General features: G+C 64.3%; 14 protein-coding genes and 1 pseudogene. 6 read left to right on the forward strand and 9 right to left on the reverse strand.

Features of this window, described 5'->3' with window-relative positions; all coding sequences use genetic code 11:
• Positions 1-101: 101 nt before the first annotated feature.
• Entirely contained in the window at positions 102-716 is a 615-nt protein-coding gene (locus NCS00_RS18965) for a DUF3005 domain-containing protein (protein ID WP_175979519.1), read from the forward strand.
• A 75-nt stretch (positions 717-791) separates the two neighbouring features.
• Here the strand turns inward: NCS00_RS18965 and NCS00_RS18970 are convergent, their stop codons facing one another.
• The gene (locus NCS00_RS18970; RefSeq protein WP_008352886.1) at positions 792-944 is read right to left on the reverse strand and encodes a hypothetical protein; all 153 of its coding nucleotides are present in this window, start codon (positions 942-944) and stop codon (positions 792-794) included.
• A gap of 152 nt (positions 945-1,096) precedes the next feature.
• On the opposite strand from NCS00_RS18970, the gene NCS00_RS18975 reads away from it, so the two are divergent.
• The 3 genes from NCS00_RS18975 to NCS00_RS18985 all read left to right on the forward strand — a co-directional run bounded on the left by NCS00_RS18975 (position 1,097) and on the right by NCS00_RS18985 (position 2,767).
• Positions 1,097-1,549: a hypothetical protein gene (locus tag NCS00_RS18975; RefSeq protein ID WP_250440725.1), complete on the forward strand. Its 453-nt coding sequence runs from the start codon at positions 1,097-1,099 to the stop codon at positions 1,547-1,549.
• A 107-nt stretch (positions 1,550-1,656) separates the two neighbouring features.
• Positions 1,657-2,259, forward strand: a complete 603-nt coding sequence (locus NCS00_RS18980) for a short chain dehydrogenase (RefSeq protein WP_175979582.1) — start codon at positions 1,657-1,659, stop codon at positions 2,257-2,259.
• A gap of 82 nt (positions 2,260-2,341) precedes the next feature.
• Positions 2,342-2,767, forward strand: a complete 426-nt coding sequence (locus NCS00_RS18985; protein ID WP_034473104.1) for a GNAT family N-acetyltransferase — start codon at positions 2,342-2,344, stop codon at positions 2,765-2,767.
• Here NCS00_RS18985 and NCS00_RS18990 read toward each other — a convergent pair.
• The 5 genes and pseudogenes from NCS00_RS18990 to NCS00_RS19010 all read right to left on the reverse strand — a co-directional run bounded on the left by NCS00_RS18990 (position 2,764) and on the right by NCS00_RS19010 (position 8,748).
• Positions 2,764-3,702, reverse strand: a complete 939-nt coding sequence (locus NCS00_RS18990) for an SMP-30/gluconolactonase/LRE family protein (RefSeq protein ID WP_250440726.1) — start codon at positions 3,700-3,702, stop codon at positions 2,764-2,766. The two genes, NCS00_RS18985 and NCS00_RS18990, sit on opposite strands and share 4 nt — an antisense overlap.
• Before the next feature lie 28 nt (positions 3,703-3,730).
• Positions 3,731-5,027 (reverse strand): annotated as a pseudogene (locus NCS00_RS18995) (type II toxin-antitoxin system HipA family toxin).
• Positions 5,027-5,281: a helix-turn-helix domain-containing protein gene (locus tag NCS00_RS19000; RefSeq protein ID WP_250440727.1), complete on the reverse strand. Its 255-nt coding sequence runs from the start codon at positions 5,279-5,281 to the stop codon at positions 5,027-5,029. The pseudogene NCS00_RS18995 and the gene NCS00_RS19000 overlap by 1 nt, the downstream one beginning before the upstream one ends.
• Before the next feature lie 135 nt (positions 5,282-5,416).
• Positions 5,417-6,994, reverse strand: coding sequence for an aldehyde dehydrogenase (NADP(+)) (locus NCS00_RS19005; protein ID WP_250440728.1), 1,578 nt, complete (start codon positions 6,992-6,994; stop codon positions 5,417-5,419).
• 224 nt (positions 6,995-7,218) lie between these two features.
• A complete protein-coding gene (locus NCS00_RS19010; RefSeq protein ID WP_008352874.1) occupies positions 7,219-8,748 on the reverse strand; it encodes an MFS transporter in 1,530 nt (509 codons plus the stop codon).
• Between the two features lie 334 nt (positions 8,749-9,082).
• On the opposite strand from NCS00_RS19010, the gene NCS00_RS19015 reads away from it, so the two are divergent.
• On the forward strand, positions 9,083-9,802 hold the full coding sequence (locus NCS00_RS19015) for a helix-turn-helix domain-containing protein (RefSeq protein WP_008352872.1): 720 nt from the start codon (positions 9,083-9,085) through the stop codon (positions 9,800-9,802).
• A 165-nt stretch (positions 9,803-9,967) separates the two neighbouring features.
• Positions 9,968-11,266, forward strand: a complete 1,299-nt coding sequence (locus tag NCS00_RS19020; RefSeq protein WP_008352871.1) for an SUMF1/EgtB/PvdO family nonheme iron enzyme — start codon at positions 9,968-9,970, stop codon at positions 11,264-11,266.
• Between the two features lie 18 nt (positions 11,267-11,284).
• Here NCS00_RS19020 and tatA read toward each other — a convergent pair whose 3' ends face one another.
• The 3 genes from tatA to NCS00_RS19035 all read right to left on the reverse strand — a co-directional run bounded on the left by tatA (position 11,285) and on the right by NCS00_RS19035 (position 15,399).
• Positions 11,285-11,488, reverse strand: coding sequence for a Sec-independent protein translocase subunit TatA (gene tatA / locus NCS00_RS19025; RefSeq protein ID WP_008352869.1), 204 nt, complete (start codon positions 11,486-11,488; stop codon positions 11,285-11,287).
• Between the two features lie 234 nt (positions 11,489-11,722).
• Positions 11,723-13,939 (reverse strand): TonB-dependent receptor, encoded by a 2,217-nt coding sequence (locus tag NCS00_RS19030; protein WP_239294388.1) that lies wholly within the window; start codon positions 13,937-13,939, stop codon positions 11,723-11,725.
• A gap of 242 nt (positions 13,940-14,181) precedes the next feature.
• A complete protein-coding gene (locus NCS00_RS19035) occupies positions 14,182-15,399 on the reverse strand; it encodes a PepSY-associated TM helix domain-containing protein (protein ID WP_175979524.1) in 1,218 nt (405 codons plus the stop codon).
• Positions 15,400-15,550: the final 151 nt, after the last annotated feature.

Raw genomic sequence — 15,550 nt, forward strand, 5'->3', positions numbered from 1 at the left:
GGCGCTCTCCGGCAAGGCTCGCGGTTCCGTCGCCAAATATCCGGAACGAGTCTTGCGTGAGGGCTTGGTCAATTCAGGTCCAACTGCAACGGAGCAATGCGATGAACAACGCTGAATCAAACGATCCGCAGAACAAGCAGAAGGAGCAGGTCGCCGACAGTCCGATCAAGACGCCCGGCGCGGAAACCGCTCACGTGAAGATGAGCGATGCGAACAAGGCCGCAGCGGGCGGCGAAGCGCACGCGGGCGCGGGCGCCGGTGCGAAGACGGAGACGACGAAGGCAGGCATGCATGTCGGCCCGCAAGGTCTCTATGAGAAGCCGCCGCGCGGCGTCGATGTCGCCAACGACGACGGACTCGACGACACCGTCGATGCCGACGCGAAGAGCATTCATGCGCGACGCGAAGCGGAAATGCTCGCGCGCGAGCCGGATTCCGTCATCACTTCGAATGCGACGACCGTGAACTTCGTACCCGAACCGGGCGACGGTCTCGGCGGCTTCGACAGCCGTCCCGGCCGCAATGGCGTGTTGCTTGCGCTGGAGCGGGGCTATCGCCTGATCGATCGCGGCATGGTCGCGCCGACGGTGCCCGAGGTCGAAGACAAGGTGCGTTTCGAAGGACGCGACCCGCACGGCCACACCTTGCGCGGACGCAAGCACTACGCGCTGAATCATCTGCGTCCGTCGCGGCTCTTCGAGCTCGAACGGAAATGAGCACGACCGCCGTCGCGCATAAGCAAAGAGCCGCATGGACTATGCGGCTCTTTTTACTTGCGTGGGCTTCGCGCGTTACTTTTTTTCTTCCTTCTCGTCATCGGTTTCGATGCGCGTCACGCCGCCCGTTGCAGGCGGATCGCTCGCGGGGAACGTGTCTTCGACTGCCTTGTCGAGATCTTCGTCGTCACGTTCCGAATGCGGATTCTGTTCCTTCAGATTGCCCATCGTCTGCTCCTTTACTCGTTGCTGATCGACGTAATGCGAAGCAACGCGCGTTCCCCGAACGTGGCACGGCGTATGCTCAGGGACACGGCGAACGAAGCGCCGCAGCGCAACATACATCGCCGGCGCACGAGAGTCGATAAAGGGGAAACCACATGACGACCCACGCATACGACGGTTACACGCAAGAGACCGAAGAGACCACGCAACTTGAACCGGCTACGCGCCACGCCGTTACGCCCGAGCAGCGCTTTACATCGGCGATCGCGTGTCTCGGCGCGGCCTGGGCGCTGTCATGGGCCGAGTTCGCATTGGCGCTCGCCATCGGGCTTCCAGGCGATGCATCGAGCCATCCGCTCGCCGCGATGGTCGCGTCGCGGGTGCTCGTCGGCCTGCTTTATGTGTGCGTTGCATCACGCCTGCAATGGGCGCGCTGGCTGACCGTCGTGCTCGGATTCGTGTCGGTCGCCCTCGTCGCGCCGACCCTTGCGCTGCAATGGCATATCTTTCCGGCGGCCGCGTTCGTCTGCGGCGTCGGACTCGTCTGCAAGTTCGCGGCGTCGCTCTATCTTCTTTCGCCGATGCCAGGACGCCTCGCGACGCACTAGCCATTCGAAACTCGCGGTTTGCAATCCTTGAAGCGGACGCGGCTTTTTCGCGCGTCCGTCCGCTCGCACAATGCATGACCACCTTCAACGTCATCCATGCGAGCCCGATCATGAAAATCGCTGTCATTGGTGCAACCGGCACGGTCGGCCAGGCGGTCGTCGCCGAATTGAAAGCCCGTCACGAAGTCATCGAAATCGGTGCGACGCGCGGGGCGCATCGCGTCGATCTGCTCGATCTCGACAGCATCAGAAAGCTCTTCGAAACCATCGGCAAAGTGGATGCGATCGTCGCGACCGCCGGTCATGTGCACTTCGGCCCGCTCGTGAAGATGACGCCGGAGCAATTCCGTCTCGGTCTCAACGACAAGCTGATGGGCCAGGTCAATCTCGTGCTCACCGCGCGCGATTATCTGAACGACGGCGGCTCGTTCACGTTGACGAGCGGCATCGTCGGCGCGGAGCCGATTCGCGAGGGCGCGAGCGCGGCGGCGGTCAACGGCGCGATCGAAGGCTTCGTGCGCGGCGCGGCGATCGAACTGCCCCGCGGCCTGCGCATCAACGTCGTGAGTCCGACGATGCTCGAAGAGGCGCGCGAAAGCTTCGGCCCGTATTTTCGCGGTTTCGAGGCCGCGAGCGGCGCGCGCGTGGCGCTGGCGTACAGCCGCAGTGTCGAGGGCGCGGAGACGGGGCGCATCTATACCGTCCACTGACACTTGCGCGCGCGAAGTGTGCATGGAGCGCGACGCATCGATCGCTTATGCTCGGCGCTTCGAAAAACTCATGGAGCGCGCGATGCAATGGACCCGGGACGGCTATCGGCTGAGCACGGACATCGACGAATTCGACTTCGATGTCGTGCATCGCTATTTGAGCGAAGTGGCGTACTGGTCGCCGGGCATCGCGCGAGAAAAGGTCGAGCGCGCCGCGCGTCATTCGCTCGCGTTCGGGCTCTTTCACGGCAACGCGCAGATCGGCTATGCGCGCATGATTACCGACACGACGACATTCGCCTATCTCGCAGATGTGTTCGTGCTGCCCGAGCATCAAGGCGCGGGCCTCGGCACATGGATGATCCAATGCGTGATGGCGCATCCCGATCTTCAGGGGCTGCGCCGCATGATGCTCGTCACGTCCGACGCGCACGGGCTCTACGCGCGCTTCGGCTTCGCGGCGAGCCAGCATCCCGAGCGCATCATGGAGAAGATCGGCAAGGCTTAACCGCCTTTCACGCCTTGCGTATTGACGTAAAGCGCATAGAGCCCGTGACTCGCCGCCATGAACAACCGGTTGCGATGCCGTCCGCCGAAGCACACGTTCGCGCAACGCTCGGGCAAGTCGATGTGGCCGATCGCTTCGCCTTGCGGCGTGAAGACGCGCACGCCGTCGAGTTCGGCGTCGCCCATGCCCCAGCCGCACCACAGGTTGCCGTGAATATCGACGCGAAAGCCATCGGGGGTGCCGGGGCCCGCATCGATGAGCGGGCGCGCCTCGCCTAGCCTGCGGCCGCCGTCGAGCACGTCGAACGCGTAAATCTTGCGCGGCGTCGCGCGCGATTCCACCACATACAGCACCGATTCGTCCGGCGAGAACGCGAGACCGTTCGGGCCCACGAAGGCGTCGATCATCATCGTGATTTCGCCGCTCTGGCCATCGACGCGATAGACGCAGGGCTTCAGTTGCGCCTCGTTCTTTTCGCCTTCGTAGAAACCGTCGATGCCGAAGGTCGGATCGGTGAACCAGATCGAGCCGTCCGACTTCACGACGACATCGTTCGGCGAATTGAGCGGCTTGCCGGCGTAGCGATCGGCGATGACGGTGATCGATCCGTCGTATTCGGTGCGCGTCACGCGCCGCGTCAGATGCTCGCAGCTTACGAGCCGGCCTTCGCGATCGCGCGTGTTGCCGTTCGCGTTGTTCGACGGCTTGCGAAACACGCCGACTTCGCCGCTCTCTTCGTCCCAGCGCAGGATGCGATTGTTCGGGATGTCGCTCCAGAGCAGATAGCGGCCGTCGCCGAACCAGACCGGCCCTTCGGACCAGCGCGCGCCCTGATACAGACATTCCACCGACGCCGATGCGATGCGCAGTGCATTGAAACGCGGGTCCAGCACGCGCACGGCGGGGTCGGGATAGCGGCGGTCGGGGTGGGTCATCTTTCTTGTCTCCGGTTGGGGGTTGTCTTCACGGTTCGCCGGCGGCCACGCCGGTCAATTCGGCGATCGATCTGTTCAGGCCATCGAAGATACGCTCGGCGACCCGAGGCGGAAAATCGCCGGGCAATTGCGCTGTCACTTCGTCGATGACCGTCGGCGCGGGTTCGACGATGTGCCGGATGATCGGCTCCGCGCTGTCGCCGAAACCGCATCTCTGCGCCATCGCGTCGAAGTGCCGGCGCTTGATCTCGCGAAACGCGTAGCGCCTGCTCGCACCGGGGATGGCCATCGCCAGCTTCGCCTTGTCCCACGACCATGGGTTGGCGCCGTCGCCTTCCACTGGCCAGATCGACATGACGTCATAGAGCGGCGTGAGGCGGTATTGTCCGCCCCTCGCCAGATGAATGCTGAAGTTCTTCGCGTGACCGTCGGGCGCGGCCAGCAGCCAGGACAGGATCTGCGCGCTCACGAGCGTTTGCACGTCACGGACCGCCATCGTGCTCGTGCTTCTTGGGCGAAGGCAGCCCGGTCGCCTGGCAGAAATCTTCCTGTGGCAGACGAAGAATCCACTTTCCGCCTGGGTGCATCCGCCGGTCGAAACGCTCGACGACAAGCACGCGCCGTTCGCCGAAATTCGCGATCTCGACGTTCGCCGCGGGCAAGCCGAACGCCTGCAGGAGACGCATGCAGAGCCATTCGTTCTCGACCGATGTCGTGAGATCGGCGCGTCGATTGCCGACGAGCCCCAACGGCAGCTTGAGGATATGCGTCGTCGGCGTCGCGCCATGGGGCTTGAGCCATCGTCCGTCGTGCCGCAGCAGCGCGGTCTTTTCCTGCGCGCCCGCGAGCGAAATGCGGAAGTCGTGGTCATGGTCGGTGCCCAAGGGCATGCCGCCGGCCACCTGATTCAGCCGGCTTTCGACGTCATCGTCGCTGAACGGCGTTCCTTCGATGCTTTCGATGTCTTTCGGCGCTTCGTCGTCGGCAAGCAGTTGCACGGCACCGACACAATCGCGACCGATGGCCCGCAGCAAGTCGAACGCATCGGCGCTGTCGGTCTGGAAGCGCTGCGCGATGCGGCGGCGAATCGGCTCGCTGTCGGGCAGAAGATTGTCGAAGTAGTTGAGCACGGCGTCGCCTTTCAGCGGCGCGCCGTCGAGACCGATCGGCAGCAACAGCGAGAACGGACGTGCCTCGTCCGAGCGAATCCACTCGGTGTCGTATATGAGTTCTGCCGGTCCGCGCGTAGGCAGATTCCACGTTGCCACGCGCTTTCCGTTGGCCCATACGGACAACGCGCGGGAACGAAGCCGACGCCCGGCCATTACCAGTCGGCCTCGTTTGCTTCGAGCAGCGACGTGTCGGGCCGGGCCTGCACCAGCAACTGGAGGCCGTAGACGCCGAACATCGCGAGGAGTTGATCGAGCGTCAGCGAGCTTGAATCGCGCTCCAGGGTAGAAAGCCGGCTTTGGCTGATGCCGAGGCGCGCCGCCGCCTGCGTCTGCGTCCGTCCGGCCTGCTTGCGGCCGGCCGCGAGCACATGGCCCATCTGCGCGACTGTTACGATAACTTGTTGCATGGCGCGAAATATCTGTGTGGCGAATAAAAGCAGTTTATTCGCCACACAGATAATCGGTCACCTACAAATCAGAGCGAGTATCTGCGAGAAGAATAAATACCGTTTATTCGTCCCGCAGATATTCGATGCCGGCGCTCAGTTCGGCCCCAGCTCTCCATCCCTCAGACGCCACAAGTTCAATGGATTGTCGTCCGCCAGCGCAGCCGGCAACAGCGCCGCCGGCAGATCCTGATAGCACACCGGGCGCAGGAAGCGCTCGATCGCCATCGCGCCGACCGACGTGGAACGGCTGTCCGATGTGGCCGGGAACGGCCCGCCGTGCACCATCGCGTAGGACACTTCGACGCCCGTCGGAAAACCGTTCGCGAGAATCCGGCCCGCCTTGCGCTCGAGCACCGGCAACAAGCGCCGCGCAAGCTCGACGTCGCCCTTTTCCATCAGCAGCGTCGCGGTGAGTTGGCCTTCGAGATGGCGCGCGACGGCGATCATCTCGTCCTCGTCGCGGCAAATGACGATCACCGACGTCGGTCCGAAAATCTCGCCCGACAGTTGCGGCTTGGCCAGAAATTCCTCCGCATTCACGCGATACAGCACCGGCAGCGCGCCGCTCGGTGCGTCGCCCTTCACGCCGGTCGCGATATTGCGCGCGCCGGACGCGTCGCGTTCCTGGATCCCGCTCGCGTAGGCCGCGGCGATCTGCGCGGTGAGCATTGTCTGCGTTTCCTTCTTCATGATCGCGGTGGCGGCAAGATCGATGAAGTCGTCGAGATCCGGCCCCTCCAGCGCGATCACGAGGCCCGGATTCGTGCAGAACTGGCCGACGCCGAGCGTCACCGAATCGATGTAAGCCGCCGCCAGCGTGTCGCCGCGCGCTTCCAGCGCGCCCGGCAACGCGAAAACCGGGTTCACGCTGCTCATTTCGGCGAAGACGGGAATCGGCACCGGGCGTTTCGCCGCGATATCGACGAGCGCGAGCCCGCCGCGCCGCGAGCCGGTAAAGCCGACGGCCTGAATCGCCGGATGCGCGACGAGCGCCTCGCCGATCGCATTGCCCGCGCCGACGACGAGCGAAAACGTGCCCTCGGGCAAGCCGTTGTCGGCGACCGCCTTCTGCACCGCGCGGCCGACGAGTTCGGATGTGCCGAGATGCGCCGGATGCGATTTCACGACCACCGGACAGCCCGCCGCGAACGCCGAGGCGGTATCGCCGCCCGCCACCGAAAACGCCAGCGGAAAATTGCTCGCGCCGAACACGGCGACCGGGCCGAGCGGAATCTTTTGCAAACGCAGGTCGGATCGCGGCAGCGGTTTTCTGTCCGGCTGCGCGGAATCGAGCGTCGCCGAGAGCCAGCGGCCCTCGCGCACGAGCGATGCGAAGAGCCGCAACTGCCCGACCGTGCGGGCGCGCTCGCCTTCGAGACGCGCCTTCGGCAGCGCGGATTCGGCCATCGCGCGCTCGATCAGCGTATCGCCGAGCGCGATGATGTTGTCCGCGATCGCTTCGAGAAACTGCGCGCGCGTCTCGAACGGCGCGTGGCGGTAGTCGTCGAACGCCGCTTCGGCCAGCTCGCACGCGCGCGCGACTTCCGCCGCGCCGCCGCCGCCGAACTCGGGTTCGAGATCGGCGTTGCGCGCGGGGTCGAACGCGCGGAGCGTGGCATCGGTGCCCCGCACGGCCGATGCCCCGATCAGCATTTCTCCGGTGATCTTCATTTCAGCTCCTCATCTCTTGTTGGCGATGGGCGGCGAGCGCTGGGCGCGGCCGCCCGCTAAAGCGAGTGACCCGCGCCCAGCGCAAGCGTTCCGCGCGAGGCGTGCGAGTGGTCATCGAGAGCGGTGAAGCAAATGCGGTGCGCGGTCGAAGCCGAAGCGAAAACCGGTCTTGCGTTGACGCCAGAAACTATAGGCGCGACGCACCACTTGCGAAAGGAAGCGCCTCAGGTTTTGGCGACGGGCGTCGCGGACTTCCTGAACGTGATGTGCGCGATGCGCCGCACCAGCAGCGCCGCCACGAGCGCGGCGACGGCCGTCAGCAGCACGCCGATGTGGATCGACTGCACGAGCGCGTCGCGGGCGGCATCGAAGAGCGCGGGCCCGTCGAGGCCGGCCGCGCCCAGTTCGGCGAGGATGCGCTCGCGCAACGCTTCATCGACGAGAATGCGCGGATCCGACAGCCGCGGCAGCCACTGCGCCGACACCGACGGCCCGAGCACGCTCACCGTGCGCGCCACGACGCTCGCATAGTGATGCGCGACGATCGTCCCGACGATGCTCGTGCCCATCATCCCGCCGACCATGCGCGTCGATTGCAGGAGCGCCGTCGTGATGCCGAAGCGCTCGCGGCCCGCGATCTCCTGCCCGAAGATATTCATGTTGTTGAGGATGAAGCCGAGGCCGATGCCGGTCGCGGCCATCGGCAATTCGATCCACACGTGCGGCGTCGATTCGCGCGCGAACGCGAGTCCGACCGACGCGATCAAGAGCAGCGTGAAGCCGATCGACAGGATATTCACCGGCTTCTTCATGTGAATCACGATGCGCGTGTTGATGAAGCTGCCGAGCGCGATGCACGCGGCGATGGGCGTCGCGAGCAGACCCGCGGCCTGCGGCGACAGGCCGAAGCCGCCTTGCAGCAGGAGCGGCGCGAAGAAGATCAGCGAGAACATCACGAAGCCCGCGAGAAACGAGAGCGTGAAGAGCGTGTTCATCTGCGCGTCGCGGAAAATGTCGAGCGGGATGATCGGATGCGTCGCGCGCCGCTCGCAGATCAGGAGCGCCACCGCGCACACCGCTACGCCGATGCCGAGCGCGACATTGGCGGCCGTCAGCCCGTCCTGCGGCAGCGCCTCGATCAGCGCCTGAAAGCCGCCGAGCACCAGCGCGACGAGCGCCGCGCCCGTCCAGTCGATCTTCACGCCGCCCTCGCGCGGCCGATGCAGGTTCGGCAGATGCGCCCAGATGAAATACAGCGCCGCCGCGCCGACCGGCAGATTGACGAGAAACGTCGAGCGCCAGCCCCAGTGCTGGCTCATCCAGCCGCCGAGCGACGGCCCGGCCGCCGTGCCGATGCCGTAAGCCGCCGCGAGCACGACCTGCCAACGCACGCGGGCGCGCGGATCGGGGAACAGATCGGGAATCGACGCGAACGCGGTGCCGACCATCATCCCGCCGCCGACGCCCTGCAGCCCGCGCGCGAGCACGAGGAACAACATGCTGGGCGCGAGGCCGCACAGCACCGACGCGACCGTGAACGTAATCACCGCGGCGATCACGAAGCGCTTGCGGCCGAAGTAGTCGCCGAGCCGCCCGAACACCGGCACCGTCACGACCGACGCCAGCAGATACGCGCTCGCGATCCACGCGTAGAACTCGAAGCCGTGCAGCTCCGCCACGATCGACGGCAGCGCGGTGCTGACCACCGTCTGATCGAGCGCGACGAGCATGTTGACGAGGCCGATGCCGAGCATCGCGTAGAGAGCGGTTCTGAACGGTAAAGCAGGCGGCGATTGAGTCACGGTCGGGCGGGATGGAGAAGTGCTAAAAAGAGATCGCGCCGCCGTTTGTTAAGCGGACGCTGATGTAGAAGAACCACGAATTGTACGGCCTGCCTTGCGCCAGATCGACCTATCGCAAAAAAGCATCGGCGCTGATTCCGTCGACCATTGGCGATCTCGGTAAAAAAGCAACCCAGTAAGGTAAAAAAGTTTGACCGATGCCGTGCCCGCGTCAATTTTTCACGCGGGCCAATGGTTGCCCTATGGGAGAATCGTTTTGTCATTCATCAACAAAACGAAGCCCAAAATGTCCGTCGTGTCCGAACTTTCCCGTGCGCGCCGCAATTCGGCGCACTGCTCCACGTGCGCGATGCGTCATCTGTGCATGCCCGAAGGCCTGTGCGCGAACGACATCGCCAAGCTGGAGAACATCATTTCGGTGACGCGCAAGGTCAAGCGCGGCGACGCGCTCTTTCGCGCGGGCGACCGCTTCGATGCCCTGTTCGCCGTGCGCTCCGGGTCGATCAAGACGGTCATCACGCACGACGGCGGCCGCGAGCAGGTGACGGGGCTGCTGCTCGCGGGCGATGCGCTCGGTTTCGAAGGCATCGAGGAAGGCGAGCATACGTGCGATGCGATCGCGCTCGAAGACAGCTCCGTCTGCGTCGTGCCGTATTCGCTTTTCGAGCGCATGTGCCGCGAAACCGACGCGCTGCAAAAGCGCCTGCATCGCATGATGAGTCACGCGGTGAACCGCGAGGCGAATCACGTCGTGCGGCTCGGCATGCTGCGGGCCGACGAGCGCGTCGCGCGGCTGCTGCTCGATCTTTCGTCGCGGCTGTCGAAGCGCGGTTACGCGTCGTCGGAATTCACGCTGCGTATGACGCGCGACGACATGGGCAGCTATCTCGGCATGACGCTCGAAACCGTGAGCCGCACCCTGTCGCGTTTCGACAAGGCGGGCCTTATCGAGACGCAGGGCAAGTTCATCCGCATTCGCGACTTCGACGCGCTGCGCGCCGTCTGACGGGACATCGTCTGCGATTATTGCGTCGGCCCGAATAATCGCCGCCTATTTTTCTGTTGGCATGCGCTTCGCTACGGTTTAGTCTTTTCGATTCGACCGACGCGCGCTACGGCGCGCGTTTTGGTCGATTGCGAAGCCACTGGCCAGCCACGGAGATTGGGCGACATGAACCGCGAACCTTCCCTGCGTCATCCGCTGCTCGAGCGCCTCGCCGAAGCGCGCCGCGTCACCGACGAGCTTTTCAATGTCGTCAAGCCCGAGCACCTTTACGACAGGCCGATCGCCGAGCGGCATCGCATCGTTTTCTATATCGGGCATCTCGAAGCCTTCGACCGCAATCTGCTCGATCAGCGGCTCTTCGATCTGCCGAGCCCGAATCCCGCCTACGACCAGCTTTTCGCTTTCGGCATCGATCCGGTGGACGGCGGCCTGCCGACCGATCAACCGTCCGACTGGCCTTCGCTCGACGAAGTGCGCGCGTATCGCGACACGGTTCGCGCCGAGATCGACGCGCATTTCGATCCGATCAGGATCGCCGCGGCGCCGCTTTCGGCAGACGAGCCGCCCGCGAAGCTGCTCGAAGTGGCGATCGAGCATCGGCTGATGCACGCGGAAACGCTCGCGTACATGCTGCATCAATTGCCGGTCGATAGAAAAATCGCGCCATCGAATGCGTTTTCGGAACGTTCGTCGGATCGCGATCTGTCGCACGAAAGCGTGCGCGTGCCGGCGGGCAGCACGACGCTCGGGCTGACGCGGGAAAGCGGCCTTTTCGGCTGGGACAACGAGTTCGGCGAGGAACGCATCGAGGTGCCCGCGTTCGAGATAGACCGCCATATGGTCACGAACGGCGACTATCTGCGTTTCATCGATGCAGGCGGTTACTGGAATCGCGATTACTGGGACGACGCCGACTGGGCGTGGAAGGAAGAGCAGCGCATTGCGCACCCGGCGTTCTGGATTCCCGGCGACGACGCGAACGCATGGCAGCTACGCACGATGTTCGACGAAATCGCGCTGCCGCCCGACTGGCCCGTCTACGTGAGCTACGCCGAAGCGAAGGCGTACGCGCGCTGGGCGGGCAAGTCGTTGCCGACCGAAGCGCAATGGCAGCGCGCCGCATCGGGCGCGCCGCATGTCGCGGAAGGCAACTTCGATTTCCGCCGATGGGACCCGGCGCCGGTGCAGGCGCATCCGGAGAATCGCAGCGAGTTCGGCGTCGAAGGGCAATTCGGCAACGGCTGGGAATGGACGTCGACGGAATTCGGCCCGCTGAACGGCTTCGAGCCGTTTCCGTTTTATCTCGGCTATTCGGCGAATTTCTTCGACGGCAAGCATTTCGTGATAAAGGGCGGCTCGGCCCGCACGGCGGCGTGCATGTTGCGGCCGAGCTTCCGCAACTGGTTCCAGGGGCATTACCAGTACGTCTATGCGGGATTTCGCTGCGTGAAGAACATCGATTGAGCGATCACCGCGCGCAACTTATCGTGCGGTCACATCCTTGGCCGGGACGTCGATGGTCGCCGTTGCATTGGCGGCCGGCGTCGCGCTTTCGCCCACGCCATCCTTGAAAGCCTTGACCGCGCCGCCGAGATCGGAACCGACGCTACGCAGCTTTTTGGTGCCGAAAACGAGCGCGACGATAGCCAAGACGATGAGCCAATGCCCGATGCTGAGACTTCCCATATCACCTAACCTCACAGAGATAAACGTTGAAACCGGGCGGAATGCGCAAGATTTACTCGACGCCCCGCTCGCACTTTGCGTATTCTGTCATAAAAATCAACAACTTATGTGACCCCGTTTTGAACTGCGCTCGGTAAACGGCCGGCTCCCGAGTATTTATTGCCTCGGGCCGCGAAATGGAAACGCCGCGCGTCCTCACGAACGCGCGGCGTTTTTCGCTTGCTATCGACGAGATCAGAAATCCGTCGTCACCGACAGCAGCACCGTGCGCGGCGCGCCTTGCGTCAGATAACCGCCGATCGTCGAAGCCCAATACGACTTGTTCGCGACGTTGAGCACGCTCGCGCGGAACGTCGTCGGCTTGCCATAGATCACGGTCGCGTAACGCGCGCCGAGGTCGAAGCGGTTCCAGTGCGGAATCGACAGCGTGTTGGTCGTGTTCAGATACTGCGACCCGGTATAGATCCAGCGCGCCGTCAGCGTGAGGCCGTTGAGCATCGGCACGTCGTACTCCGCGTTCACGTTGAACATGAACGTCGGCACGCCGATCGGCTTATTGCCGTCCAGGGAGGCGTCGCCGAGACCGTATTGCGTCGCGTGGATATACGTCGCGCCCGCGATCAAGCGCACGCCGCGCACCGGTTCGCCGAACACCGACGCCTCGATACCGCGATGGCGCTGCGTGCCGTCCGAGACAAAAACGTTCGACGTGTTCGTGTAGGTCAACGGCTTTTCGATCTGGAACGCCGCGATCGACGCGCCGTACTGACCGTTGTCATACTTTGCGCCGACTTCCCATTGCTTCGACTTCTCCGGCGGCAGCAGTTGCCCGGTGTTGACCGCGGTTGACGGCGCCGCCTCGCCGATCGTCAGCGCTTCGCTATGGTTCGCGAAGAACGACACGTTCTGCCACGGCTTCACGACGAGACCGAACAGCGGCGTCGTCACCGAGTCGTTGTAGGCCTCGGTCTGAACGCCCGTGTAGTCGAAGTTGTTCGCGTGGATGTCCTGATGACGCACGCCGACCGTGAACAGCACGCGGTCGTTGAGGAAGCCGAGCGTGTCGGAGATCGAGACGCTGCGCAGCAGGCTGAGCGACGTGGTTTGCGGATCGGCGAGATTGCCCGCCTGCCCGATCGTCGCCGGATACGGAACCTGCGGCGTGTCGTAGATGCTCGACGCCCAAGAGCCGCTGTACGTGTACGCCGACCTCGAATCGACGCGCACGATCGACGCGCCCGCCGTCACGAAGTGCGACACCGGGCCGGTGTTGAAGTGACCGCGCACGCCGGCTTCGGCGGAAGTGCCGTCTTCCTTGTGCGGCACGCCGAGACGCGATTGCGTGACGCCCGTCGTATTGATGCTCGGCGACGAATACTCGCCGTGCTCGTCCGTATGACGCGCGCCGCCCGTCACGTAAGCCGTCCAGCCGGGCAGGAAATCGTATTCGGCGCGCAGGATGCCGACCGTGTCTTCGATCGAACTGTAGTTCCACGACTGCCCGTAGTTGTACGACGCCGACGGCGGTTCGGGAATGTAGTTGGCGTAGTCGTAGACCGTCGAGCGGCCGCCGTTCACGCGCTGGCGCTGATACAGGAAATCGGCGTACAGACGCAGTTTGTCGCCGCGCCAGTCGAGCGCCACGGCGGTCGTGTTATCCCGCCGATGTTCGTTGTCGATCGACGTCTCGCCGTCGTGATTCGCCTGATTCACGCGGATGCCGAACTGCCCTTCGCTGCCGAATCGGCGGCCGACATCGACATGCGCGCCGATCGTACCGGACGTCTCGCCATCGATCGTCACGCGCGTGAGCGGCTTGTCGTCGGCGCGCTTGAGTTGCAGATTCAGCCCGCCGCCCACCGCCGAGCCGTTCGGCGATGCGCCGTTCAGAAACGCGTTCGCGCCCTTGAACACATCGACGCGTTCGAGCGCATCCGTCGAGACGAGCTGACGCGGCGTGATGCCGTAGAGACCGTTGAGCGAGACGTCATCGCCTTGCAGCTCGAACCCGCGAATGATGTACACCTCGGAGAAGTTGCCGAAGCCGAACGCCGTACGCACCGCCGGATCGTTCGCGAGCACGTCCGAAAGCGTGCGCGCCTGCTGGTCCTCGATCAGCTTCGACGTGTACGTCGTCATGCTGAACGGCACGTCGATCATCTTTTGCTGGCCGAGCACCCCGAAATCCGCGCCGCGCGCGACCTGGCCGCCAGCGTAGGTCGGCGCGAGATCGCCGGGCAACTGTTCCTTCGACGCCTGCACCTTGACGGCGGGCAGCGTGCTCTCGGCGGGCGAATTTGCGCCTTCAGCGTTGCTTGCGCCGGACGATTGCGCGTGAGCGGACAAGGAAAACACCGCCGCGACAGCCGCGACGATGGCTACGCTCGACGCGCGACGGACGAGCGCCTTCGCAGGCGTGGCCTGCAAGGTGGAAACACGGGAAACGGGCATGAATCAGAGAGGAACGTCGAAGTTGGTCGGTCTTCCGTCCCGGGGGCGCGAATGGAATCCGGGCGGCATTGTTCTGAGCGTCGAAGCAAGCCGCGCAAGCGCGCGGCAGCCCGAGGCCGTTGTGCGCCGCATTATATTGCAAATAAGAGTCGTTATCATTCCGATAACGAGAGATTTGTCGTAACGCAACGTCTGACGCGCGTCAGGCTTTTGAATCGCGCCTTATGCGAGGATCCTCGGATTTACGAAGTCATTGAACGTGCCGACCGCGCATCGGCGACGGCGGCCGAATGACGGCGCGCCGCGCGCTTCCTGAACCAGATGATGAGCCCCGTCGCGCTGAGCACCGCGACCGCGATGCCCACGGCGCTCACGAGAATCCGTCCGCCGAGGCCGACGATGCGCCCCGAGTGCAGCGGAAACTGCGCCTGCATGAAGATGTCGCCGGCAGAGCCGCGGCCCGGAATCGTCGATCCCGCGAGCGCGCCCGTCTGGGCGTTGTAGTACAGCCAGGCGTTGCCGAGACCGACGTCGCCGTGATCGTGCCCCGGCGCGAAGAAACCGACGCCGTAAGCCTTGAACATCGGCGCGTAGTAGAGCGCGCCCGGCGGTTCGGTCAGGTTCTCGCGTTTCGCGTCGCGGGCGGCCATCTCCAGAATCTGCTCGCGCGTCGCTGGCGCCTTGCCCGGCGGGCCGGCGCGCACGAGTTCGGGGTTGTCGAGGAAAGAAGGCGAAAGCTTCGAGAACATCGATACGACCGGGCGCATCACGGGTTCGGAAAGATTCATCGAGATCGAGGTGAGCGCCATGACGAGCAGAAGGCCCCAGATCCACACGCCGCCCGAGCGATGCAGGTCGAACGTCAGCGCGTAGCCGCCGCGCTTCACGCGGAACGCGAACGACTTGCGCCACGCCTTCACGCTCGGAAACGACAGAATCAGCGCGATGCCGCTATCGAAGAACCAGAGAATGCCCACGATGCCGATGAGCCACGTGCCGATATCGAAGCCGCCGACGACCGGCAAATGCAGCGTGTAGTGCAGCTTGTAGAGGAACGGCATCAGATCGATGCGCGCGAGCGACACCGCGCCCCACATGCGCTGCGCCTGCACCTGCCCCGTCGCGGGATCGACGGCGATCTGGTTGTACGGCACGTCGAACGGCGCGTTCGTCGCCGGATTCGTGCGCGGCATCACCATCATCTGCGCGGTGTGCCCCGGCTCGATGCCGAGCGGCAGGTACGTCACCTCGACGCGCGGATCGGCCGCTTCGACGCGCCGCGCGAGTTCGAGCGGCGGAAGCGCGGGCGCATCGGTGCGCGCGTTGAAGAACGACGGATTCAGCAGCGCGTCGATCTCGTGATCCCACGCGATGATCGCGCCGGTCAGACCCGAGACGAAGAGAAAGAGCGCGGTCGCGACGCCGAGCCAGCGATGCAGGCGAACCAGAACCGGCCTCATGCCCGCTCCTCGGAGCGATAGTCGTGCGCGACGGCGATCATCTTTTCGACGTGATGTAAATAGGAATTGTTCGCAATTCTATCGACGACTGATCGGCCACACAAGCTTCTCGTAAGCTGCTTACCGATTTTTTGTCACGAGCCCGTGCCGA

This window comes from Caballeronia sp. AZ1_KS37 (genome assembly GCF_023631165.1).
Taxonomy (GTDB): Bacteria; Pseudomonadota; Gammaproteobacteria; order Burkholderiales; family Burkholderiaceae; genus Caballeronia; species Caballeronia zhejiangensis.